At 70.9% G+C, this 22336-nt stretch carries 18 protein-coding genes; 2 read left to right on the forward strand and 16 right to left on the reverse strand.

Annotated features, from left to right (window positions below):
• Positions 1-35 precede the first annotated feature (35 nt).
• Genes ACP4E5_RS02640 through ACP4E5_RS02670 form a run of 7 tightly spaced genes read right to left on the reverse strand, consistent with a single transcriptional unit; the run spans position 36 to position 10186 of the window.
• The gene (locus ACP4E5_RS02640) at positions 36-1130 is read right to left on the reverse strand and encodes a LacI family DNA-binding transcriptional regulator (protein WP_425825045.1); all 1095 of its coding nucleotides are present in this window, start codon (positions 1128-1130) and stop codon (positions 36-38) included.
• Positions 1124-2104, reverse strand: a complete 981-nt coding sequence (locus ACP4E5_RS02645; RefSeq protein ID WP_425825046.1) for an ROK family protein — start codon at positions 2102-2104, stop codon at positions 1124-1126. The genes ACP4E5_RS02640 and ACP4E5_RS02645 overlap by 7 nt, the downstream gene beginning before the upstream one ends.
• Positions 2101-3780 (reverse strand): class I mannose-6-phosphate isomerase, encoded by a 1680-nt coding sequence (locus ACP4E5_RS02650; RefSeq protein ID WP_425825047.1) that lies wholly within the window; start codon positions 3778-3780, stop codon positions 2101-2103. The genes ACP4E5_RS02645 and ACP4E5_RS02650 overlap by 4 nt, the downstream gene beginning before the upstream one ends.
• A 48-nt stretch (positions 3781-3828) precedes the next feature.
• On the reverse strand, positions 3829-6999 hold the full coding sequence (locus ACP4E5_RS02655; RefSeq protein WP_425825048.1) for a glycoside hydrolase family 38 N-terminal domain-containing protein: 3171 nt from the start codon (positions 6997-6999) through the stop codon (positions 3829-3831).
• A gap of 36 nt (positions 7000-7035) precedes the next feature.
• Positions 7036-7848 carry a carbohydrate ABC transporter permease gene (locus ACP4E5_RS02660; RefSeq protein WP_425825049.1) on the reverse strand — a complete coding sequence of 271 codons (813 nt, stop codon included), beginning with the start codon at positions 7846-7848 and terminating at the stop codon, positions 7036-7038.
• 29 nt (positions 7849-7877) lie between these two features.
• Complete coding sequence (locus ACP4E5_RS02665) at positions 7878-8858, reverse strand: carbohydrate ABC transporter permease (RefSeq protein WP_425825050.1); 981 nt, start codon at positions 8856-8858, stop codon at positions 7878-7880.
• On the reverse strand, positions 8855-10186 hold the full coding sequence (locus ACP4E5_RS02670; protein ID WP_425825051.1) for an ABC transporter substrate-binding protein: 1332 nt from the start codon (positions 10184-10186) through the stop codon (positions 8855-8857). The genes ACP4E5_RS02665 and ACP4E5_RS02670 overlap by 4 nt, the downstream gene beginning before the upstream one ends.
• Positions 10187-10382: 196 nt before the next feature.
• On the opposite strand from ACP4E5_RS02670, the gene ACP4E5_RS02675 reads away from it, so the two are divergent.
• The gene (locus tag ACP4E5_RS02675; RefSeq protein ID WP_425825052.1) at positions 10383-11438 is read left to right on the forward strand and encodes a glycohydrolase toxin TNT-related protein; all 1056 of its coding nucleotides are present in this window, start codon (positions 10383-10385) and stop codon (positions 11436-11438) included.
• On the opposite strand, the gene ACP4E5_RS02680 is transcribed toward ACP4E5_RS02675, so the two are convergent.
• On the reverse strand, positions 11375-12904 hold the full coding sequence (locus ACP4E5_RS02680) for an amino acid permease (RefSeq protein ID WP_425825053.1): 1530 nt from the start codon (positions 12902-12904) through the stop codon (positions 11375-11377). The genes ACP4E5_RS02675 and ACP4E5_RS02680 overlap by 64 nt on opposite strands.
• A gap of 30 nt (positions 12905-12934) precedes the next feature.
• Complete coding sequence (locus ACP4E5_RS02685; protein WP_425825054.1) at positions 12935-14101, reverse strand: aminotransferase class V-fold PLP-dependent enzyme; 1167 nt, start codon at positions 14099-14101, stop codon at positions 12935-12937.
• Between the two features lie 223 nt (positions 14102-14324).
• On the opposite strand from ACP4E5_RS02685, the gene ACP4E5_RS02690 reads away from it, so the two are divergent.
• Positions 14325-15014, forward strand: a complete 690-nt coding sequence (locus ACP4E5_RS02690) for a FadR/GntR family transcriptional regulator (RefSeq protein WP_425825055.1) — start codon at positions 14325-14327, stop codon at positions 15012-15014.
• A gap of 38 nt (positions 15015-15052) precedes the next feature.
• On the opposite strand, the gene ACP4E5_RS02695 is transcribed toward ACP4E5_RS02690, so the two are convergent.
• From ACP4E5_RS02695 to ACP4E5_RS02725, 7 genes are all read right to left on the reverse strand, one after another.
• A complete protein-coding gene (locus ACP4E5_RS02695) occupies positions 15053-16492 on the reverse strand; it encodes a CehA/McbA family metallohydrolase (protein ID WP_425825056.1) in 1440 nt (479 codons plus the stop codon).
• A gap of 112 nt (positions 16493-16604) precedes the next feature.
• On the reverse strand, positions 16605-17960 hold the full coding sequence (locus ACP4E5_RS02700) for an MmgE/PrpD family protein (RefSeq protein ID WP_425825057.1): 1356 nt from the start codon (positions 17958-17960) through the stop codon (positions 16605-16607).
• The gene (locus ACP4E5_RS02705; protein ID WP_425825058.1) at positions 17957-18853 is read right to left on the reverse strand and encodes a polysaccharide deacetylase family protein; all 897 of its coding nucleotides are present in this window, start codon (positions 18851-18853) and stop codon (positions 17957-17959) included. Before ACP4E5_RS02705 ends, ACP4E5_RS02700 begins: the two co-directional genes overlap by 4 nt.
• Positions 18850-19722, reverse strand: a complete 873-nt coding sequence (locus tag ACP4E5_RS02710; RefSeq protein WP_425825059.1) for a polysaccharide deacetylase family protein — start codon at positions 19720-19722, stop codon at positions 18850-18852. The genes ACP4E5_RS02705 and ACP4E5_RS02710 overlap by 4 nt, the downstream gene beginning before the upstream one ends.
• 3 nt (positions 19723-19725) lie before the next feature.
• Positions 19726-20598 carry an ABC transporter substrate-binding protein gene (locus ACP4E5_RS02715; protein WP_425825060.1) on the reverse strand — a complete coding sequence of 291 codons (873 nt, stop codon included), beginning with the start codon at positions 20596-20598 and terminating at the stop codon, positions 19726-19728.
• Positions 20599-20621: 23 nt separating this feature from the next.
• Positions 20622-21404, reverse strand: coding sequence for an amino acid ABC transporter ATP-binding protein (locus ACP4E5_RS02720; protein WP_425825061.1), 783 nt, complete (start codon positions 21402-21404; stop codon positions 20622-20624).
• Positions 21404-22318: an amino acid ABC transporter permease gene (locus ACP4E5_RS02725; RefSeq protein ID WP_425825062.1), complete on the reverse strand. Its 915-nt coding sequence runs from the start codon at positions 22316-22318 to the stop codon at positions 21404-21406. The genes ACP4E5_RS02720 and ACP4E5_RS02725 overlap by 1 nt, the downstream gene beginning before the upstream one ends.
• Between the last annotated feature and the right edge of the window lie 18 nt (positions 22319-22336).

Raw genomic sequence — 22336 nt, forward strand, 5'->3', positions numbered from 1 at the left:
TGCGGACTCCTGCGAAGCGGTACGGGCCTTCGACCCTAGCCGTAGTGCACGAGGGTCGTCGGCACGACGGCGCGCCGCGTGGCGGCCGGGGTGCCGCCCTGTCCGCTGCCCGCCGACGCCCGTTCACCGAGCCGTGAGACGAGCAACCGGCCCGCCTCCTTGCCGAGTTCGTCGCTGTCGTACGCGGCGATGGTCAGCGGCAGGCCGAGGACGTCGGCGAGTTCGAAGTCGTCGAAACCCGCGAGCGCGGTGGCGGCTCCGGCGGCTCTGATGGCGCGGAACGCGCCGATGGTGTTGCGGTTGTTGGAGCAGAACAGGGCGGTCGGTGGCTCGGGAAGGGCCAGCAGATCGGCGGCGGCGCGTGTCGCCTCGGCCGTCTGCTGTTGTCCGAGGCGTACGTAGTGGGGTTCGCGCTCGATGCCCTCCTCGGCGAGCGCGTCGGTGAAGCCGCGCAGGCGTTCCGCGCCCGTGTAGACGGCGGGCGGCGAGCCGAGGAAGCCGATGCGGCGGTGTCCGGCGCCGAGGAGCTTCCGGGTGACGGTGCGGGCTCCGCCGTGGTCGTCGACGAGGACGCAGTCGGCGTCGAAGCCGTTCGGGGGACGGCTCGCGACGACGACGGGCACGCCGCCGGCCGCCGCGGCGGCGAGGTGTCGCTGGTCGTCGTCGGCGGGCACGACGATGATGCCGTCGACGCGGCGGGCGACCAGGTCCTCGACGAGGTCACGTTCGGCGGCGAGATCGTGTCCGGTGTTCCCGATGACGGTCTTCAGGCCGTGCCCGCCGACGACGGCGTCGACGCCGAGCGCGAGCCGGGAGTAGAAGGGGTTCGCGAGGTTGGTGACGACGAGTCCGACGAGTCCGGTGCCGCTGCCGAGGCGCAGGCTGCGCGCCATCTCGTTGCGCCGGTAGCCGAGTTCGGCGGCCGCCGTACGCACCCGCTCCGCGGTGGCGGGCAGCACCTTGGGGTCGTCGCGCAGCACACGCGAGACCGTCATGGCGCTCACCCGCGCCCGCTGTGCGACGTCCCGCACCGTGGGATGCGCGTCCTTGGCGGCACCGGCCCCACCGCCGACACCGGCCGTGGACTTGCCCAATGTCTCCCCCTTGCCGGTCCTCGTGGCCGCTACCATCCCGGCCCTGTTCGCTCTCGGTCCCGGGCGGCGACCGCGCGCGCCGCGCCCAGCAGCGCCGCGTCACCGGCGAGGGCGGCGGGGCGCATCGCACGAGTATGCCACGTGGGAGGCCGCCGCTTCACCTCCGGGCGGTCCCGGTCCGTGCCGCTCCCGGCAGGGGCGTTGATGGGTGGACCGTGCACCTCGGGGCACCAGCCCGTCTTGGTGAGAGCCGTGTGCAGGGCCGGCGCGATCAGGTCCCAGGAGCGGGCCATCGACCCGCCCACGACGAGCGCGGTCGCCCCGAACGCGGCCAGGCGCGGGCCCAGCGCCGTGCCCAGAGTTCCGAACGCCTCGTCCAGGACGCGGCGGGCGCGCCGCTCCCCCGCCCGGGCCCGCTCGGCGATGTCGCGCACGTCGACGTCCCGCTCGCCGTACCGGGCGACGAGGGCGCGGCGGGACACGGACTCCTCCAGCGGTGCGCCGTCGACGGCCGTCAGGTCCATGCGGCCCTCGGGCGGAACGCCGGGCCCGTGGTCGAGGATCCGCCCGTTCGCGAGGAACGCCGAGCCGACGCCCGTGCCGAGGGTGATGCCCACGACATGGGTGTGTCCGGCGGCGGCTCCCATCGCGCACTCCCCCAGCAGGAACGCGTGCGCGTCGTTGAGGAAGACGATGCCGCCGGGCCTGCGTGCCATGCGGTCGAGCAGCGCGGCCCGCACGTCCGTCCCGTAGAGCGCCTCGAACTTGCCGACGTCCGCGAAGAGTCCGATGCCGCGCGTGTAGTCGAAGGGGCCGGGCAGCGCCATGCCCCAGGTGGTTCCCGCGGGGGTGTCGAGCGCGTCGGCGCAGCGGCACACCGCGCCGAGGATGTCCTCGGCGCGGGCGCCCGGGTCGAGCGGGCGGTGCGTGCGCCGCTCGACCCTGCCGTCGGCCGGGTCGACGAGGCCCGCGGTGACATGGGTGCCGCCGACCTCGATGACCGGGATCACCGGACGAGCGCCTTCACGACCCGCACAGGCCCTGCGCCCGCCGCGCGGAGCCGGTACCGTCCGACGGCCGCGGGCACGGTCAGTGTCTCGGCATAGGCCAATTCGTGGGTGTCACCGGCCTCGGTGTGCAGGGTGACACCGTCGCCGTCCACCACGTTGAGGACGTGGAAGCGCCCGGCGGTGTCGTCCTGGGCCTCGGCGTCCGCGTCGAGCGCGTACCTCCGCACCTCGTAGAACATCTCGTCGAGCGCACCGATGACCTCCTCGCGCCAGCCGTCCCCCTCGCGCAGGGTGCGGGGCGCCTGTACGAGGTCGCTGGCGACGGCCTCGCCGCGCCGTGTGGTCTCCAGGTTGGCGAAGCCGTGCTCGTACGGCAGGGGGCGCGGGTTGCCGTCGGCGTCGGGCCTGAGCCAGTCGTAGAAGCGCAGGCTGTACAGGTAGGGGGTGGCGCTGATCTCCAGGACGAGGTTGCCGGCGCCGCTGGCGTGCGGGGTGCCGGCCGGGATGAGGAACAACTGGCCCTGTTCGGCGGGGAAGGCGTGGACGTGGTCCTCGACCTCCATGGGTGTGCCCTGGGTTGCCGCCGCCTCGACCTGCTTGCGGAAGGCGTCTACGTCGGTGTCCTCGCGCAGGCCGAGGAACACCTTGGTGTCGGGGCTGCCGATGGTCATGTAGTACGTCTCGTGCTGGGTGTAGTGCCAGCCGAACTTCTCGCGCATGTAAGCCTCTTGGGGGTGGCAGTGCAGCGAGAGGTTGCCGCCTCCGACGGTGTCGAGGTAGTCGAAGCGGATGGGGAACGAAGTGCCGAAGCGGGCGTGCGGCTCCTCGCCGAGGACACGGTCCGGCTCCAGTACGCACAACAACTGGAACGGCACCTCGACCTGCGCCTGCGGGCCTGTCCCGACGAGGATGCCCGCCTCGGGTGCGATGAGTTCGTAGCCGAGCGCCGTGTTGCGGGACTCGGGGTTGAAGCCGAGTTCGTTCTGCGCCCAACGGCCACCCCAGGGCGTGGAGTTGAAGAACGGACGGGTGCGCACGGGTTGGCGGGCCAGGGCGGCGCAGGTGGCGCGCAGGCCGGGGCCGTCGAGCCACGTCGGGTGACCGGGGTCCTGGAGGTCGAGCCAGCCGTCGATGCGGGGGGCGAGGGTGTCGCGGTGCCGGTCGAGCATGGGCCAGTCGGTGTAGAACAGCCGCCGCAGGTCCGGCTTCTCGCCCGGCAGGCCGAGGTTCGCGCCCGGGGCGCCGGCGACCGTGGCCGCCTCCGCGTACCGCTTGGGTACGTCGGCGTACCAGAGCACGTCGTGGTCGACGAGCGCGGCGCCGGGGCCGTACACGACGAGGAGTCCCCCGGCGGGGGCTTCGGGTGCGGGGACGGTGTCGAAGAGGTCGTCGAGCGGGTTCTCGGCGAGCTTGCGGAAGTAGGGGTCGTCCGCGCCTTCCGGGTGGCCGACGCGGGCACCGATCTCGGCGGGTGGCGCGTAGTGGTCCCGTACGTCGAGCAAGGTCACGGAGCGGGCGGCTCCCAGGCCTTCGGCGAGCGCGTCCCAGTCGACGGAGGGAACCCCTTCCACCGCCAATACGCATGCGGTGGAAGGGAGTTGTGCCGCCACCCGCTCCCAGCCGGCGGCGAGGACGGCGTCGGGAGCGGGGGCGTAACGCGGGTCGTGCCGGTACACAGAGTCTCCTTTACGCAGAGGTGCGCCGTGTCGGCGTCACCAGCGCCGTCAACGTCGGAAGAGCACCGCGATGGTGCCGAAGGCGGGGACGTCGACGGTGACTTCGCCGTCCGCCAGTGCCAGTTCGTCCCCTGCCCTGCCGTGATAGTCCGCGAGCCGCGCCGAGGCGACAGGGAAGAGCGCGCGCACCGGGCAGGCGACGGGTTCCTCGGCGAAGGACTGCAACCTCAGCAGCACGGCCCCTTCGGCGTCCGGGGTGGTGGCGCCGACGAGTCGTACGCGCGGGTCGCCGACTGTCGCGAACGCCAACTGGTCGGCGGCGTCGGCGGATACGGGGCCGCGGGCCCGCACCGCGTGCAGCGGCCGCGAGGTGCCGGCGGCGGTGCGCGGGCCGAGTCCCGCGACGTCGGATCCGGTGGCGCAGGAGAGCGAGTACCTGAAGGTGAACTCGAAGGCCTGCTCGCTGGGGAAGTTGGTGTCCCACAGGTTGTTGTGGATCCACGAGTAGACGGTGGCGGGTTCGTCGTGGTTCATGGTCTTGGGGAACGGGGCGTACGGCAGGGCGATGTTGCCGAACTGGACGAGCGGCGCGTCCTGCGTTGCCCAGCCGACGGCGAGGTCGTCCTCCTGGAGCGTCACCCAGCGGCGCACGGCCCGCATGTGCAGGGCGGATCCGGGAACCACGGAGAGCCCTGTGCCGGTCGCGCCGCCCGAGGCCTCCATCCGCACGGTGGGTGTCTCGAAGGCGAAGGGGAAGGCGAAGTAGGCGCTCTCCTTGCCGAGGGTGGCGTCCTTGTCGACCTGGTTCTCGATGTCGAGGCGCCCGATGCCGTGCGGCAGGGTCAGCGTGGTGCGTACGCGGTTGGCGCCCGGCGGGCGGGTCTCGTACGTGAGGGTCTCGGCGGTGGCCGTGGTGCGGCGGGCGATGAGCGCGGCGGGCGGGGCGACGGAGCGGTTGCCGAGGTGTTCGAGGCGGTCTGAGGCCGTGGTGCGGCTGGAGTTGTGGTTGAAGCCTCCGGACGTGGTGTAGCTGTCGTGGATGTAGGCGTTGAAGCCGGTGATGGCGTCGGCGCGGACGAGTTCGCGGCCGGTCGCCTTGTCGATGACGGAGGCGATGCAGGCGCGGGCCAGGTCGACGCGGACGGCGAGGTGTTCGTTCTCCAGGAGCAGCGGGTTCGCGTGGGCGTGGGCCGCGGCGGCGGTGTCGGCCGGGTTCTCGCGCTCGCTGCCGCCGGTGGGGTTCCAGCCGGTGGCGGCCTTGACGACGGTCGCCTCCTCGGTGGCGCCGTCCAACGTGGACGTCGCGCGCACGTCGAGGCGTACGGAACCGGCGGCCGGCACGTCGTCGACGCGGACGAGGAGGAATCGGCCCGCGTCGCGGTGCTCCTCGTTGGCCTGCGGCCGCTCCTCGTGGGTCAACTCGGCGCCGGTGCGGGCGTCGTGGACCGTGACGGCCTGTTCGAGCGGGACGCTGGATTCCGGCAGGAAGATCTCGGCGACCTCGGTGCGCGGCCAGGAACACGTGTTGACCACGTGGAACGCGGCGGGGGTGTCGGCGGGGCGGGCGAGGCGCTGGCCGAGGCGGGCGTTCGCCCGGTTGAGGAGTGACTGGCCGTCGTCGCGGGCGCGCACGGCCTGCCCGTACTTCCAGTGCCACTGCTGCTCGCCGGAATGGCCGTGGTCGTGGCCGTGCGTCCAGGGGTCCCCCGCTCCCCAGGTGTGTTCGTCGAAGAGGGACACCGCCTCGTACACACCGGCGGAGTCCCGTGTGTCGTCGGCCGCGCCGGTCGCGCCGAGGACGCCCGCGAAGCTGCCGATGGTCTGCGCGTCGGCGACGACGGACTGGGCGGTGCGGGCCATCGACAGCGGGTGGGCGCCGGAGCCGACGCCGTCGACCCACCAGTCCGTCCAGTCGCCCTCGAAGGTCTGGATTTCGTCGCCGAGCCGGTTCTCGGCGTCGGTGAAGAAGTCCTCGTTGCGCGACAGGCGCAGCTGCGGGTAGGCCCACGTCTCGTTCCAGCGGCGCACCGTGTCGGCGATGACGCGGCGCGGCGGTGCGTTGTCGCCGAACTTGCCCTGGACGCGCAGGTGCAGGACGTCCCACGGGTAGGGCTCGCGCTTGATCTCCTCCTCGTCCATGGCCCAGCCGAAGATGCCACCGCGGTACGGGTACGGGTGGGAGGCGAGGGAGGTCAGGTAGGCGGGCAGCAGGTCGTCGACGGACGAGTAGTCGGTGTCGAAGCCGAGCAGCGGGCCCTCCATGTAGGCGAGGCCGTGCGGGGTGTCGGTCATCCAGACGAGCACGCTGTTGCCGCTGGGGGCCTGCCAGCGGAACAGGCGCGGCAGCTTTTCGCCGCCGACCAGGTGCGGCACGGAGCGACCGGCCCAATTGTGCGCTACGGACAGGTACTTGACGCCCGCGGCGCTCAACGCGTCGACGAGGCCCACGACATGGCCGGGCACGTCGGTCTGCATGGCCGAGGTGAAGTCGACGCCGTGCTCGTCCCGCACCTGGTGGGCCAGGCGCAGCAGTTCGTGCAGTTCGTCGGTGGAGCAGGTCTCGCTGTGCAGGTTGAACGGCAGGGCGGTCAGCTCGATGCGGCCCTCCTGCACCCGCCGTACGAACTCCTTCACCTGTTCGGCGGGGCGGGCCTCGGCCCACTGCTGGAAGGAGAGCAACGACTCGACACACCAACGGAACTGTGACTCGGGTTCCCAGTCGTCGGTGGCCTGCGTCAACTCCAGGCAGGAGTCGAGGAACGAGAGGTGCTCGGCGAGGACCTTGCCCTGCGGGTCGGTGTAGCCGATGTCGAGGTGCGAGTGGTGGACGAGGTGGATGGTCCACTCCCGCTGCGGGGTGAGGGTGACGTCGATGCCACCCTCACCCGATGACACCACGGTGACACGCTGCGCGGTGTCGACGGCGGGCAGCAGCAGGCGCACGGAGCCGTTCGGCCCGGAGATGCGCTCGGCGGGCAGCGCCGTGCCGGACTCGGTGCGCACGGTGAGCTCGGCCGGGATCCCGCCCCCGTTCACCGCCTCCACGCGCAGTGATTGCAGCAGTCCGCCGTCCTGTGCGCGGCGCATCAGCGGCTCGACGGTGAGCCGCAGCGGGCTGCCGGACAGGCTGCCTTCGGCGCTCACGACGGAGCCGCGCAGGCTCTCCCGGATGCGGTCGTTGTCCCAGTCGGTGGTGCGGACGAGGGCCCGTGTGGTCATGCGGACTTCTCCAAATCAGGGTGTGGGGAAGGACGTTCAGCGTGCGGAAGCGGTGACGCCGCGCAGGAACAGGCCGCGGAACGCCAGGAAGACGACGAGGGTCGGCACGGAGACGATCATGGCGCCGGCCAGGATGACGGGCGGGCCCGACGAGGCGAAGGCGTTGTTGAGATTGGTCAGGGCGGCCATCACCGGCTGGATGTCGGGGCTGCGGCTCAGGGTGATGCCGAACAGCAGGTCGTTCCAGACGGCGGTGAACTGGAAGATGAACGCCGCCCCGAGGCTCGAGCTCATCAGGGGCACATGGATGCGCCAGAAGATCCGCCGGAACGAGGCGCCGTCGAGCATGGCTGCCTCGGTGACCTCCGGTGGCATCGTCGTCATCTGGTTGCGGATCAGGAAGAACGCGAAGGGCACCGACCACGCCACGTAGATGAGCATCAAGCCGAGCCGGGTGTCGTACAGGTTCCCGTCGGCGTACATGCCGAACAGCGGCGCGAGGAACATCTGCAGCGGGAAGAGGGTCCCCGAGTAGATGAGCCAGAACCAGAACGCCGGCTTCGGGATGGGCAGCACCACGACCGCGAACGCCGCCATGGCCGCGACGACGACACCGGCCGCGCCGCACACCACCGCGTACAGCAGGGAGCCGAGGAAGCTGTCGCCGATGCCCGCGTCGCTCCAGGCGGTCACGAGGTTGTCCCACAGCGCGAAGCCGTTCGGCACCCAACCGGGCTTGCCCGCATAGGCGGTGACCGGCGTCAGCGCGTTCACGACCAGCAGGTACAGGGGAATCAGCCAGAGCACCACGGTGCCGGCGACGAAGATGTTGCGGAAGATCCTTCCCACAGGTGTCACTCCTTGTCGGTCGGCTCGGGTCAGCGCGGGGATGTGTCGGGCATCTGCCGTCGCAGGTACATCCAGGAGGAGGCGACGACGATGACGGACAGGACGAGGGCGATCGCGGAGCCGTAGCCGACGTGGAAGAGCCGGAAGGACTCGCGATACATGGTGAGGGCGAGGGTTTCGGAGGAGCGGGCAGGGCCGCCCTGGGTGAGCACCCAGATCATGTCGAAGGCCTTGAGGCTGTTGACGATGGCCATCCCGATGACCACCACGCTCACGGACCGCAGTTGGGGCAGGGTGATGTGGCGGAACATCCGCCAGCCGGTCGCCCCGTCCAGCTCGGCCGCCTCGACGGTCTCCCGTGGGATCGCGCGCAGCCCGATGGCGAAGAGGACGACGTTGAGGCCGGTCGCCTGCCACGTACTGGCCACGATCATGGAGATGGTGTTCTGCGGCCACTCCAGCAACCACGGCTGTGCGAGGGACCCGAGGCCGATGCTGTGGAGCACCTGGTTGAGGGAGCCCTCCGAGACAAGGATGAACTTCCACAGCACGGCGGTCGCGGCGCCCGAGATCGCGTACGGCAGCACGACGACCAGCTGCGCGATCCGCCCGAAGCGCATCCGGTGTGTGGCCACGGCGATGGCGAGTCCCGCGACGACCGGCAGCAGGAGTGTGCCGGCCACCCACATCACGGTGTTGAGCAGCGACCGGCCGAAGATCGGGTCCTGGGCGAGCCGTGTGTAGTTGTCGAGGCCGGTGAAGTGGCTGCTGAAGCCGTTGTCGTCGAAGAGGCTCCCGTAGATGCTGCGCAGGAACGGGTAGACGAGGAGCACGCCGACGAAGAGCAGCGCGGGCAGTGCCCACGGGACTCCGGCGAGCGGTCCGCCCAGCCGGCCCCCGCCGCGTCCCCGGCCCGCGGCCTGGTGGGGTGTGCGGGTGGGGATCCGGCGTCGGGCGGGCACCGGCTTCGCCGACTCGGCCGCGGTGGGCGTACGCACGATGTCGGTCATGACGCCTCCGCCTCCCGCCACACCGGCCATGCCTCGTCGGCCCGGCCCTGCATCGTGCGCAGCACACTGCGGTACGAGGACGGGTCGAGGAGGCCGGACGCCAGGTCGTCGACCGTGGACTCGACCAGCTCGGGCGGCCCCAACTCCCAGAACCGGTTGAGCTGTTGGGACTTCTTCTCGCGTACGGTCGTGGTGACGCCGTCGATCATCACGTTCGCCGGCGGCACCTTCGGATTCGGGCAACCGTCCTGAAGGGTGTGCGAGAAGGCCTTCATGACGCTGGGGTGCGGCCACGCGGCCGCGGCCCGCAAGGCCTCCGCGCTGTCGGGACCCTTGACCGTGCACACCAGGGCGCTGGACTCGAAGACCACGGCCGGGCGGACGCGGGTGTTCTGCATCGGCAGCACGAACGCGTCGAGGTTCTTGCCGGGTTTGCCTCCGATGCCCGCGAAGGTACCGGCGAGCCAGCTCCCGCAGGGCACCATGCCGACCTTGCCGTGCAGCACGCCCGAGGCGCCGGCCGCGTGCTCCATGTCGAGGGACGTGAACCAGTGCTTGTCGGCGAAGGAGGCGATGGTGCGCATGGCACGCTGCGCGGGGGCGTCGGTGTAGCGCGCCCGGCCGTTCATGAGTTCCCAGTAGAACCCGGGATCCTGTCGGGTGAGAACTTCCTGGAACCAGATGAACGCGGGCCACCGCCCGGCCGTCGTCGCGTGCAGTGGTGTGATGCCCACGCGCTTGAGGCGTTCGGCGGCGTGCAGGAAGTCGTCCCAGGTCTCCGGCTTCTTCAGGCCGTTGGCGCGGAACACCTCCGGGTTGAAGAAGAACACGTAGTAGGCCAGGTTCATCGGCAGTCCGTAGACGCGGCCCCGGTAGGTGAACGCGGGCCGCAGCGCCGGGTCGACCCAGCCCTTTCGGGCGGCGGCCGTCCACTGGTCGGACAGGTCCCGGATGCCGCCGGTGCGGGCGAGGTCCTGGAGCCGGTAGCCGGACCAGTACTTGAGCATGTCCGGCGTCTTGCTGGTGCGCAGCGAGGACTTGACGACCTGCTCGAACGACTCCAGGGACGGGATGACCTCGGGCACCAGCCCGATGCCGTCGACCTTGCGCATCGCCCGCCCCGCGGCCGTGATCGGCGGCGCCCACGTCGGGTTGTCCCCGTGCAGGGCCACCTTGCCGGGAGGCTGCCCTGAGGCGGTGCCGCACGCCGCGAGGAGCGGCGCCGACGCGGTCGCGACGGCACCGGCGGCGGCCGCCCGCAGAACGGCCCGTCTGCCGGGCTTCGCGGCCGGAAGAGCTGGGCCGATGGACGGATGACGGCCTGTCATGGGGCGGCTCCCTCAGGCGGACTCAAGATCGTGTTATCGATAACACGCGTTGCCGGGAGCATGGCGCGAGGACGTGTGGGGCGTCAATGGGCGCGTCACGACGAATCTTCGAACGGGTGCCATGACGTGGCACTCCCACGCAAAGTGACGGAGTATCACCATCAGTGACGCATGGCGACACGCAAGGGAGCCGGACATGCCGTACGAAGAGCGGGCCGACACCGACACGGTGCGCCGCTTCGAAGCCCTGGACGCCGACGGCGACGGCGTCGTGACCTGGCAGGACTTCGAGCACCGGCTCCTCGTCCTGGCGCGCGCCGACCCGGGCATCGGCCCGGAGGGGCTGCATCGGGTACGGACCGGGTTCCGGGCGCTGTGGCATTCGCTGCGGACGGCGGTGGATGCGGACGGGGACGAGCGGATCACGATCGCGGAGTACGCGGCGTATGCGGCGCGGCAGGGGGCGGTGGGGGGTGCGGGGCGGGGTGGGAGTGGCGTGGGCGGGGTGACGGGTCCGGGCGGTCCGGGCAACGCGGGTGACTCGGGCGGTGCGGTCGGCTTCGGTGACTCGGGCGACGCGGGTGTCTCAGGCGGCGCGGGCGACATCAGTGACTCGGGTGTCTCAGGCAGCGCAGGCGACTTCGGTGACTCCGGTGCGGGGCCGCCCGTGTCGTCCCGCTCCTGCGTACCCCCCGACCTGGCCGCACTCCTGCGCGCACCGCTCCCCGAAGACACCGCGCGCCGGGGCGACTTCGCCGGGTACCACCCCAGCGGAGGCACCGAGGTGGGTGACTTCCTCGCGTCGTTCTGGGACCCGGCGGGCGGCTGGCGCTACCCCTGCGCCGAGGGCTTCGCGCGGGCCGACGACGGCTCCCCCGTCGCGTTCCCGTCACTGCTGCTGCCCGCCGAGGTCGTGGACCGGTACGGCGGCGAGCACGGCACGTACCTCGCCCCGGCGGGCACGCCCGTCGCCGCCCGCGCCATCCCTCCCGAGTACCTGCGGCACGCGGACGCGGGCCGCCCCTTGAACTACCACCGTTACGAGGTGTGCCGGGACTTCACCGTGCTCGCGGGGCCCACCGCGCCGGCCTTCGCGCAGGCGGGCTACGGCATCCAGTACAAGGTCAAGCCGGAACTCCTGACCGGGGCGCCCGGGCGGCCGAGCGTGTCATGGCTCGTGCGGCACGGCTACTTGCGCAGGGTGTCGACCTCCGCCCCCTCTGACGCCTCCGACTCCCGGGACGCTGACTGAGCCGTGCCTGCGGCCAACTCACCCGTACCGACACGGCTGTTGCGGCGTCCCCACACCCCGTAGATCACCAGGCCCACCGCCATCCACGCCAGGAACCTGACCCACGTGATCAGCGGCAGGCTGCCCACGAGGAGCAGGCACAGGAGCAGTGCCACGACGGGGACGACCGGGACCCACGGTGTGCGGAAGCCGCGCGGCAGGTCGGGGCGGGTCCGGCGCAGGTACATGACGCCGACGCAGACGACCACGAACGACGTCAGCATGCCGATGTTGCCGAGTTCGGCGAGGTCCTGGATGGGCAGGACGGCCGTCATGAAGGCGACCATCAGGCCCAGCGTCCAGGTGATGCGGCGCGGGCTGCGGGTCACCGGGTGGACATGCGAGAACCACTCGGGCAGCAGTCGGTCGCGGCTCATCGCGAGGAAGACCCGGCTCTGCCCGAGCAGCATGATCATGACGACGGTGGTGAGCCCGCAGATCGCTCCGATGCCGACGACGCGCACCGCCCAGTCCGCGCCGACGGAGGCGAGCGCGGCGGTCACCGGGGCTCCTGTGTTCAGGTGCGGGTACGCGCGCATGCCGGTGATGACGAGGGACACGGCGACGTACAGGGTGGCGCAGACGGCCACGGTGGCCATCAGCGCGATGGGGAGCGTGCGTTGGGGCCGCTTGGCCTCTTCCGCGCTGCTGGCCATGATGTCGAAACCGGAGTACGCGCCGAAGACGATCGCCCCGCCGGTGAGGATGCCCGCGAAGCCGAACGTGGCGTCTGTGCTGATGCCGGCCCAGCCGAGCAGCGGCTGCTGCCAGAAGGCGCCGTCACCGCCCGGCGGGCGCGAATCGGGGATGAACGGCGACCAGTTGGCGATGTCGATGTGGAACAGGCCGACGCACAGGAACACGACGATCGCGGCGAGCTTGACCAGCGTCATGACCGTGTTGACGCGGGCGGTCGTGCGGACGCCGGATGCCAGGACGGCGGTGAGGACGAGGATGATCAGGACGGCCGGTACGTTGACCACCGCGTCGGGCCCCACGATCGACGACGGCAGGTGCACACCGAACGTGGCGAGGAAGTCGGCGACATACTGCGCCCACCCGCTGGCCACCGCCCCCGCTCCCATCGTCATGTCGAGGATCAGGTCCCAGCCGATCATCCACGCCACCAGCTCGCCGAGTGACACGTACGCGAAGGTGTACGCGCTGCCCGCGACCGGCACCGTGGAGGCGAACTCCATGTAGCAGAGCGCCACCAGGGCTGAGGCGAGCGCGCCGAGCAGGTAGGACAGGGCGATGGCGGGGCCTGCGTAGTTGGCGGCCGCGGTGCCGGTGAGCACGAAGATGCCCGCGCCGATCGTGACGCCGATGCCCATCATGGTGAGCTGGAGCGGCCCCAGGGAACGGGTGAGCCGGGTCGTGGGTCGTTCGGCGTCCCGCAGGGTCGCCTCGATGGATTTGGTGCGCACGCTTGCTGGTCCTTCGGGATGGGACGTGGGTTACGAGGCGGTCGCGGCCAGTGCCGTCGGCAGCTGGTCGGCCAGGTACGCGTAGTCCTTGCGGTCGTTGTAGAGGTGTGCGGACAGGCGGAGGAACCCGCGGCCGTTCCAGGTCGTGATGGCCGTCTCGCAGCCGATCGTGTCGGCGAGGTGGCGTTGCAGGGCGTGTGCGGCGTCCTGGTCAGCCGCCGTGCCCTCGGGCAGCGGCACGAGGCGCATCGCCGGGGCCGGGCTGCCGCCGACCGGGGCGGTGTCCACGCCCAGGGCGTCCGCGATCAACTGCTGTGCCTCCCCGGCCAGTTCGGCCATGTGGCCGCGTGCGGCGTCCCAGCCGAAGCGCTCCTCCACGAACTCCAGGGACCGCGGCGCCGCGAGCCAGGGGGCGAGGTCCACCGTGCCCTGCTGGTCGAAGCGCTCGGGGAACGGGTAGGGCGCGCCCCAGGAGTCGGTCAGCGGGTGCAGCCGCTGCGCCCGGTCGCCGCGCGCCACGAGGGCCGCGGTGCCGCGGGGCGCGCAGGGCCACTTGTGCAGGTTGCCCACCCAGAAGTCGGCCTCGCCCGCGTCGGCGAGGGGGTCGGCGAGCATGCCCGGCGCGTGCGCCCCGTCGACGAGCACGAGGGCTCCCGCCGCGTGGGCGTGTGCGGCGATGTCGGCGACGGGGAAGAGGCGGGCGGTGGCGGAGGTGATCTGGTCGACGACCACGAGAGAGGTCGGCGCGCCGGTGTCACCGAGGGCGTCGGCGAAGAGCGCGCCGATCTCCGCGGGTGTCGCGTCGAGCGGGATGTGCAGCGTGCGCACGTGCGCGCCCGCGCGCTCGGCGGCCCGCGTCACTCCCATGGTGACGGCGCCATAGGAGTGGTCCGTCAGCAACACCTCGCTGCCCGGCGGCAGTTCGAGCGAGCCGAGGACCGTGCTGACGCCGGCGCTGGCGTTGGGCACGAGCGCGACGGTGTCAGGGGCGACGCGCAGGTGCCGGGCGATGTCGGTGCGGGCCCGTGCCACGCGTTCCGGGAGGCCGCGGAACCACCGGCACGGGTTGGACTCCATCTCCGTGCGCAGCGCCCGCAGCTCGTCGAGGGTGACACGGGGCACGGCGCCGAAGGAGCCGTGGTTGAGGTGGCGTACGTCGGGGTCGAGGGCCCAGGCGTCGAGGGGGTGGAAAGGCATGTCACTCCGCGAGTCATCCGATGACTGTGTCCGGTCTGGTCGTACTCGCAGGACCGTAGGCGGTAAATTGCTCGGTGAACAGGGGCAGTGAACTGGGTTGTTCGGGAATCGTGAGATTCTTCATCACGACCGACGACCGAATTCATCGGATGACTCGTCGGCCGACTCCTCGGACGGCACAAGGACAGCGAGAGCACGACGCAAGGACAAAGGGGGCAGGAAGATGACGGCCACCGACACGGCGGCAGCCGGTCTGCGGGCGATGATCGCGAGTGGTGAACTGGCTCCGGGCGCGCGGCTGCCGCCTGAGCCCGACCTGTGCGCCCGGCTCGGTGTGTCACGCGGCTCGCTGCGCGAGGCGGTGCGTTCGCTGGCGGCGCTCGGGATGCTCGAACCCCGGCACGGCGCGGGCACGTTCGTCTCCGCGCTGCGTCCGGCGCACATGCTGGCGGGCTTCGCCGCGATGGTCGACGTACTCCCCCTCGACGGCATCCTGGAACTCTTCGACACCCGCCGCGCCGTGGAGTGCCACGCGGCGGCGCTGGCCGCGGCGCGCGCCGACGCGCAGGTGATCGCGCGGCTGCGGGAGCTGCAGGCACGCCTGAGCGCGACCGAGGACCAGCAGGAACTCCACGACCTGGACCACGAGTTCCACACCACGATCTGCGCGGCCTCCGGCAACGAGACCCTGGCCGCACTCGCCGGTGTCCTGCGCTCCCGGGGCCGCCATTACAACGTGTACGGCTCCGCGCAGGGCACGGCGGTCCGCGCGGCGAGCGACCAGGGCCACGAGGCCCTCATCGACGCGCTGGCCGCCCAGGACCCCGCCGCGGCGGCAGCGGCGGCGGGCGCGCACCTCAGCCGGACGGAGAGGTGGCTGCGGCAGCTGCGCCCCGCGCCGGAACCGGGCTGACGCGGAGACCCGTCTCACACCTTCCCGATTGGATCCGCTCAGCCGGCAGCGGCGGCGAGGGGGTGCGCGGTTTCCGTGACCCACACGGGGTTGGAGACGGCGAGCGAGGAGGCGTGCGAGCGGTTGCACGAGGCCCAGAAGAAGGGATCGTCGCTGGAGGCGTGCAGTTCGGCGCGGTAGGGGCCGGGGAGCGGGCGCGGGTCGGTCACGCGGACGCGAGCGGGCCCCTCGGCCTCCACCGGTTCCATGTGCCAGAGCAGCCCGCCCCGCAGGATGAACAGCACGGCGGGGCGAGGTGTGTCGATCTCTACGTCGAGATGGACGGGCTCGCCCGGGGGCGCGGGCACGGTCCCGCCCATCCCGCACTCCCCTGCCGCGGTGCGGGCGGAGAGCCGCAGCCCGGCCCCTCGCGACACGTACGCCTCGCCCGCCCGCAGCGCGCCGATAATGCCTTCGCGGCTGCGCTGCGCCCGTACGACGGTGGTGACTTGGCCGAGCCGGTGTTCTGGTTTCTCGGGGTGGTGGCAGTCGGTGCCGGCGACGCCGGTGATGCGGTGCCCGGCGCCGAGCAGCCGGTCCCACAGTCCGATGGCCGCGTCGTTATTGGCGCCCTGACCGAAGTTGTCGATCTCCAGGAGGTCGACGTCGTCCCAGGTGTGGTCGTCCCTTCGCCACGCCTGCCGCCCGCTGAAGGGGTGGTTGACCCCCACGAGCCCGTCCTGGTCGTGCACATCACGCGCGGCGTCGCCGAAGACCCAGCCGTCGGCGTCGACGTAGGTGCCGGGCCACCGGGACAGTCCGTGCAGATTGGCGTGGCCGAAGTGGGAGGTCAGCTCGATGGACCGGAGGAGCACGAGACCGTCGGCGGCCCCCTGTTCCTCCAGGCGCGCGAGTTCCGTCCAGTGACTCGACGTGAAGTGGTCGCTGACGGCGAGGAAGTCGAGACCGGCGTCGCACGCGGCGTCGAGGAGCGCGGGAAGATCGGCGGAGCCGTCGCTGTGCAGGGAGTGCGAGTGGAGTTCGCCGCGGAGCCAGGTGGAAGGTTCACTTGAGGCGCTCGACTTCGCCCCAACCTCCCTACCCTGAACGGGTGTTACGCCGCCCGCGCTCTCACCCACGAAGACACGCAGCTCATAACTGCCGCCCCGCGTGAAGCGGTCCAGATCGATGCGGATGGTCCACTCCCCGGCGGGCAGCGCCCCCGCATGACATCCGGGAGTGGCCCGCTCCTCCCCCACCTCGAAGAACAGCCGTCGCGGACCCGGATCGCCCGGACACTGCACGTGACCGCGCAGGAAACCGCCGGGGTCGAGGGCGGCCGCGTAGAGCTGAAAACAGTCGGTGACCTTCTCGAAGTCCAACTCGACGCGAAGCGTGCCGACACCTTCGGGAAGGGTCAGGGTGCGGTCCAGGTACTGTTCCGTGATCGACGTAGGATCGATGGTGCGGGTCTCCCGCAGAACACGGCGGCTGTTCACCTGGCCTCCTTGAAACGCGCCACGAACGCCACCGGCCCCCGGCGATCACCCCGGCCGCGCAGACTCGCACGCCAACTTACAAGAGGGTGCGCAGCGTTGTCCGCCGGGAGCGCTACCGGGTGAGGAACGCCTCCAGCGCCCTCGCGTCCCCTGCCTCTGCCAGGCAGAGCACAGTCGCCTCCAGCGCCTGGGCCCGATCCGGATCGAGCACCCGGCCGGCAAGCCCACGAAACTTCTCCCGGACGGCCACTTCGGTGAGCGGGTTCCCCGGTGAGCCGCTGGGTTCGTCGACCCGTAGAGACCAGCGTCGCCCGTCGGTGCTGGTCACGGTGATGACCGGCTCCTCGTCCGCCGGCATCGCGTCATCCACCTCGAGCTCGATACGATCCATGGCCGCGCGCGACGGAACCCCGTCCCCGCTGACACCGATGTAGGCCTCAAGTCCCGCTTGACCGTGGGTGATTACGGCGGCCAGGGCGCACGGGAGGCTGAGTTGCGCCGCCGCCAGCGTCGCGGTTCCCCGCCCGCCGCACATACCGTGCAGGAACGGGCTCATGCGTACGCGGACGGTGGCGATGTCGTCCGCGTCGAGGTCTCGGTCGGCCATGATGGCGAGCAGGGCGTCGACCGACGAATGGGTGCCGCGGCATGAGGCGTACGGTTTGATGGAGCTGCGCATGATCTTCCAGTTCCGCCCCAACTCCTCGGTGAGTGCGGCCGGTTCGGCCTCCTTGCCGGCGTACGTGGGGAGCACACCGCCCCAGGTGTCGTCGAAGACCGCCGACGGCCCCGTCATCCCGGCTGCCGCCATGCGTGCCGCGAGCAGGCCGCTCTCGGCCGCACGGCCCGCGTGCAGCCTCTTGGTCATGGCCCCGTCGTGGACGAAGGCCCACAGGCCCGCACTGCCACTGGACGCCAGGCCGAGGGCGGCTTCCGTCTGGCGGGTGGTGAGGCCGAGGACATGGGCAGCCGCTGCCGCCGCCCCGAAGGGGCCGCAGGTTCCCGTGGAGTGCCAACCGGCTCCGTTGTGCGCCTCGTAGCCGCCGAACGCTTCGAGCATTCTGCGCCCTACGTCGTACCCGAGGACGATCGCGGTGAGCAGCCGGGCGCCGCTCACCGGGGCGGCACCGACGGCGGTGGCCGCGAGCGCGGCGGGTACGACGACGGCGCCCGAGTGGTCGCATCCCCCGGTGTCGTCGACCTCATAGGCGTGGCTCGAGACACCGTTCACCAGGGCCGCCGCCCGGGGTGCGAGCCGCTCGTGCGTCCCCCACACCGGAACGTCGCCACGCTCCGCGCCGAGCGCCGACAGGGCGATCCGGGTCTCCTCGCTCTGCGCGCCCGCGAGGCCCGCTCCGAGGGTGTCCAGGAGGTGGAGCGTCGCCTTGCGTGTGGTGGCTTCCGGGAGGTGGTCGTATCTGGTGTCGGTGATCAGGCCGGCGAGCCGGGCTAGTGGGCTCGGAGTCATACGACGGGCTCCCCTTCCGCCCGGAGCCGGGCGAACAGGTCCGCCGGGTGACCGGGGCCGTTGTCCGGGTGGTTCGTCCGCCACCAGTCGGCGATCCGCGAACCGGTCGTGATCCACACGTCGGGGTGGGCCTGGATGTGGGTGATCAGGTCCCGGACGAGCCCGATCCTGCCCGGCGTTCCCGTCACTTCGGGGTGCAGCCGCAGCACGTAGCACAGCCCGTAGCGGTGGTGCGCCGCGAATTCCTGCGTCCAGTTGCCGAGAACGTGCGCGTACGACGCGATCCTCGACTGGCCCGTCGGGAAGGGCGGTTCGAGGTTGAAGAAGAAGTACTGGTGGTCCTCCAGTTCGTACTGGACCGGGATCTCGACGACGCCGCCCGTGCCGGGGTGGAGGTAGGGCAGGTCGTCGCCGGGTGACGAGGAGGACCAGTCGAGGCCCGAGTCGGCGAAGCGGGCTCCGAGCCCCGGCTTCCACTCCCCGGCAGGGGTGCGGAAACCGCGCACGGGTGCGCCGGTGACCTGCCGCAGCCGGTCGGCTCCCTCGCGGACGACGCGTGTCTGCTCGTCGAGTGTCAGCGGCTGGAAGTCCTCGTGCGCGTCTCCGTGGCAGGCCGTCTCGTGTCCGGCGGCCGCGATGCGACGCACCGAATCAGGGTGGCGTTCCGCGTTGCGGCCGGGAACGAACCACGTGGTGGGAACCTCGAGTTCGGAGAACAGGCCAAGCAGTCGGTCGATGCCGCGGTCCGTGCCGTAGCGCCCGACGGACAGCGTCTTGCCGCGGTCCGCTATGGCAGGCGAGCCACTGAGGAGTGCGAGGTCGGCATCGTGATCGACGGTGATCATCACCGCGGCGCGTGCGTCGTTCGGCCACCGGCCGTTGGTGTCGTTCACGCGGCGGCCGCCTCCGTCCCCTGCCCGCTGTCGATCCACCAATCAGCCACGTCGTGGCAGGTCGCGAACCAGACGTCGTCCTGTGCACGCATGTGGTCGATGAGTTCCTCCAGGAGCAGCAGGCGACCGGGCCGCCCCGAGACCTTTGGATGGAAGAGGGTCGTCAGGCAGAGACCTTCGGCGCGGTATCCGTCGAACTCGCGCTTCCAGTTGTCGAGCGTCAGGGCGTAACTCGCGATCCGGTCCTGGCCGCCGGGGTAGTCGGGGTTGCGGTGGTAGGCGAGGAAGGCATAGTCGTCCATGTCCCAGCGGGCCGGTATCTCCACGAGCTCGGTCGGAGCGCCGTCGAGCGTGTGCCGGTACGGGCGGTCGTCGCCGCGCATCGAGCTCGAATAGCGGAAGCCGTGCTCGCGCAGGATGCGCGGGGTCTCGGGGTGCCAGTCGCCCGACGGAGAGCGGAAGCCGGTTGCCTCGACGCCGAGGACGTCGCGGAACACCCGCTGGCTGCGTCTGATGACGGCGTGCTGCTCGTCGATGGTGAGGTCGTAGAAGCACTCGTGCCGATAGCCGTGGTGGGCGACCTCGTGACCCCGCTCGACGATGGTGCGGCAGGCCTCGGGCCAGTGCTCCACCACCCAGGCCGGGGCGAAGAAGGTGGCGGGGACCCCGGCCTCGTCCAGGAGGTCGAGCAACCGGGGCAGCGCCCGGTGAGGCCCGTAGCCACCGAGCGCGAAGTAGCCGGGCCGGTCCCACAGGGAGCCGTCGAGCATGGCGCCACCGGTGGGTCCGTCCAGGTCGAAGGCGAGGGCGACCGCGGCCCGGTGCCCGTGCGGCCAGCGCGGCGGGCGCGGATCGACAGGGGTGTGCATGAGTCAGTCCTCAACTCCGTTGAACTTGGGCGCCATTGCCCCGTAGGCCATTCCGGCCTTCTTCAGGATCCGCTGGTACGTTCCGTCGGCGCGGAGCTGCCGGAAGCCCTTGAGTACGAGTCGCGCCATCGGCTTGTCGTCCTTCTTCACCACGGCGGCGAACGGCTTTGCCGGGATCGGATCGAGCACCACCTTGAACCGTCCGGGTTCGGTGCGGTCGAAGAAGGCGAGGTTCTCGCCGCCCTGGATGGCGACGTCCGCGCGCTTCTGCTCCAGTTGCAGGCGGGCCGCCGCGCCGGAGTCGGTGGGCAGGATACGGATGGCGGGCCTGCCCTTCGCGGTGCAGTACCGCTTGTTGTAGTCGAGAGCCTGGCCGTAGTAGTCGGTTGTCTTGCTGACGGCGAGCTTGCGGCCGCACACGTCGCCGCTGTCGTGGAATTCGCCGGCGCGGCTCGGCAGCGTGTAGAAGCGGCCGACGGTGTCGAAGTAGTCGACGAAGTCAACGGTCTCCTGACGGTCGACGGTGTCGGAGATCCCGGACATCACCAGGTCAACCCGGGAGGTGGTCACAGAGTTCATCAGCTGGTCGAACTTCTGTTCCTGGAAAGTGACCTTGAGGCCGAGTTCGGCGCCGAGCGCCCGCGCGAGGTCGACATCGACTCCCACCACACGGTTGGTCTTCTCGTCGCGGTACTCCATCGGCGGGAAGTCGGGCGACAGGCCGATCTTGAGTTCCTTGTCCTCGGTGATGGACGGAGGCAGTCCGCCCTTGCCTGCCGCGGACGCGGGCATGCTCGTACTGACACAGCCGGTGAGCGCGGCCGTCGCGGCGAGGCAGGCCACGACGGCTGCGAGCGCGCGGAGCGGACGGGACATGGCTTCTCCTGCGGACTCGGGGCTCACAGGACGCGGGCCAGGAACGACTGCGTGCGCGGGTGCTGAGGGTTCACGAGCACCTCGGACGGCGGGCCGACCTCCAGGATCTCGCCGCCGTCCATGAACGCCACGCGGTCGGCGACCTCGCGCGCGAAGGAGATCTCGTGCGTGACGACCATCATCGTCAGACCGCTGCTCGCCAAGTCCTTCATCACCTCGAGCACTTCACCGACCAGCTCGGGGTCGAGCGCGGAGGTCGGTTCGTCGAAGAGCATCAGGTCGGGTTCCATCGCGAGGGCACGGGCGATGGCGACGCGCTGCTGCTGGCCGCCGGAGAGCTGGCGCGGGTAGGCGTCCGCCTTGTCCTTCAGTCCCACCCGGGCCAGCAGTTCGGCGGCGCGCTCGCGGGCGGCGGCACGCGCCACGCGCTTGACGCCGACAGGCGCCGCGATCACGTTCTCCAGAGCCGTCATGTGAGGGAACAGGTTGAACCGCTGGAACACCATGCCGATGCGTTGCCGCTGCCGGGCGATGGCGCGCTCGTTCAGCTCGTGCAGCTTGTTGCCCTGCTGCCGGTAGCCGATCACCTCGTCGCCCACCCAGATGCGACCCGAGTTCACCTGCTCCAGGTGGTTGATGCAGCGCAGGAACGTGCTCTTGCCGGATCCGGACGGGCCGAGCAAACACACCACCTCGCCGCGCCGCACATCGAGATCGATACCCCTGAGGACCTGGAGGTCTCCGTAGCTCTTATGCACCGACTCGGCCCGCACCAGGGCGCGTTCGGTGCTCGTCGTGACGCTCATCAGGAGACCGCCTTCTTCTGCTGGAGGGTCTTGCGCAGCCGCTGCAGGGGAGTCGCGGGCAGCGCTCGGCTGCTGCTCCCCCTGGCGAAGTGTCGTTCCAGGTAGTACTGCACGACCGAGAGGACGGAGACCGCGGCCAGGTACCAGATGGCACACACGATCAGCAGCTCCATGATCCGGTTGTTGACGAAGTAGATGTGCTGCGCCTCGGAGAGGATCTCGCTGACGCCGATGGCCGACGCGAGCGAGGTCGTCTTGAGCATGCCGATGGTCTCGTTGCCGATGGGCGGGAGGATCACCCGCATCGCCTGCGGCAGGACGATCTGGCCCATGGTGCGCAGGCGTGACATGCCGAGCGCCTGGGCCGCCTCGGTCTGTCCCTCATCGATGGAGAGGAGGCCAGCGCGCACCACTTCGGACGTGTAGGCGCCCTGATTGAGGCCGAGGCCAATGGCGGCGGCGACGAACGGGGTGACGAGGTCGACGGTACGGGCGCCGCCGAGGCCGGGCAGCGACACATACGGAAAGAGCAGCCCGATGTTGAACCAGGCGAGCAGTTGCAGATAGACCGGTGTGCCGCGGAACACCCACACGTACAGCCAGCCAACTCCCGAGGTGACCGGGTTGCGGGACAGGCGCATCACGGCGACCAGGACACCGAGGACGATGCCGAGGATCATGCCGACGACCGTGAGGACGAGGGTGATGAGCAGCCCCTTCAGGAGCACACCCATCGTCAGGTACTCCTTGACGACACCCCAGTCGATGGCCGCGTGGGCGAAGGCGTATCCCAGCCAGCCCAGGAATGCGACGACCACGAGCGCGCCGACCCAGCGTCCGTAATGGGTGCGCGGCACCGCTACGAGGTCGGCGGTGTCCGCGGTCACGGAGCTCTCCGCTACTGCTTCGGACATGACGTGACTCTCTTCTCC

The organism is Streptomyces fractus (assembly GCF_049844455.1).
Lineage (GTDB): Bacteria > Actinomycetota > Actinomycetes > Streptomycetales > Streptomycetaceae > Streptomyces > Streptomyces fractus.

Excerpts from the sequence above, each read along its gene's own strand:
- ACP4E5_RS02720 (WP_425825061.1), bottom strand. The coding sequence starts at position 21,404 with ATGAGCGTCACGACGAGCACCGAACGCGCCCTGGTGCGGGCCGAGTCG.
- ACP4E5_RS02715 (WP_425825060.1), bottom strand. The coding sequence starts at position 20,598 with ATGTCCCGTCCGCTCCGCGCGCTCGCAGCCGTCGTGGCCTGCCTCGCC.
- ACP4E5_RS02665 (WP_425825050.1), bottom strand. The coding sequence starts at position 8,858 with ATGACCGACATCGTGCGTACGCCCACCGCGGCCGAGTCGGCGAAGCCG.
- ACP4E5_RS02655 (WP_425825048.1), bottom strand. The coding sequence starts at position 6,999 with ATGACCACACGGGCCCTCGTCCGCACCACCGACTGGGACAACGACCGC.
- ACP4E5_RS02700 (WP_425825057.1), bottom strand. The coding sequence starts at position 17,960 with ATGACTCCGAGCCCACTAGCCCGGCTCGCCGGCCTGATCACCGACACC.
- ACP4E5_RS02675 (WP_425825052.1), top strand. The coding sequence starts at position 10,383 with ATGCCGTACGAAGAGCGGGCCGACACCGACACGGTGCGCCGCTTCGAA.
- ACP4E5_RS02690 (WP_425825055.1), top strand. The coding sequence starts at position 14,325 with ATGACGGCCACCGACACGGCGGCAGCCGGTCTGCGGGCGATGATCGCG.
- ACP4E5_RS02685 (WP_425825054.1), bottom strand. The coding sequence starts at position 14,101 with ATGCCTTTCCACCCCCTCGACGCCTGGGCCCTCGACCCCGACGTACGC.
- ACP4E5_RS02640 (WP_425825045.1), bottom strand. The coding sequence starts at position 1,130 with ATGGTAGCGGCCACGAGGACCGGCAAGGGGGAGACATTGGGCAAGTCC.
- ACP4E5_RS02670 (WP_425825051.1), bottom strand. The coding sequence starts at position 10,186 with ATGACAGGCCGTCATCCGTCCATCGGCCCAGCTCTTCCGGCCGCGAAG.
- ACP4E5_RS02710 (WP_425825059.1), bottom strand. The coding sequence starts at position 19,722 with ATGCACACCCCTGTCGATCCGCGCCCGCCGCGCTGGCCGCACGGGCAC.
- ACP4E5_RS02725 (WP_425825062.1), bottom strand. The coding sequence starts at position 22,318 with ATGTCCGAAGCAGTAGCGGAGAGCTCCGTGACCGCGGACACCGCCGAC.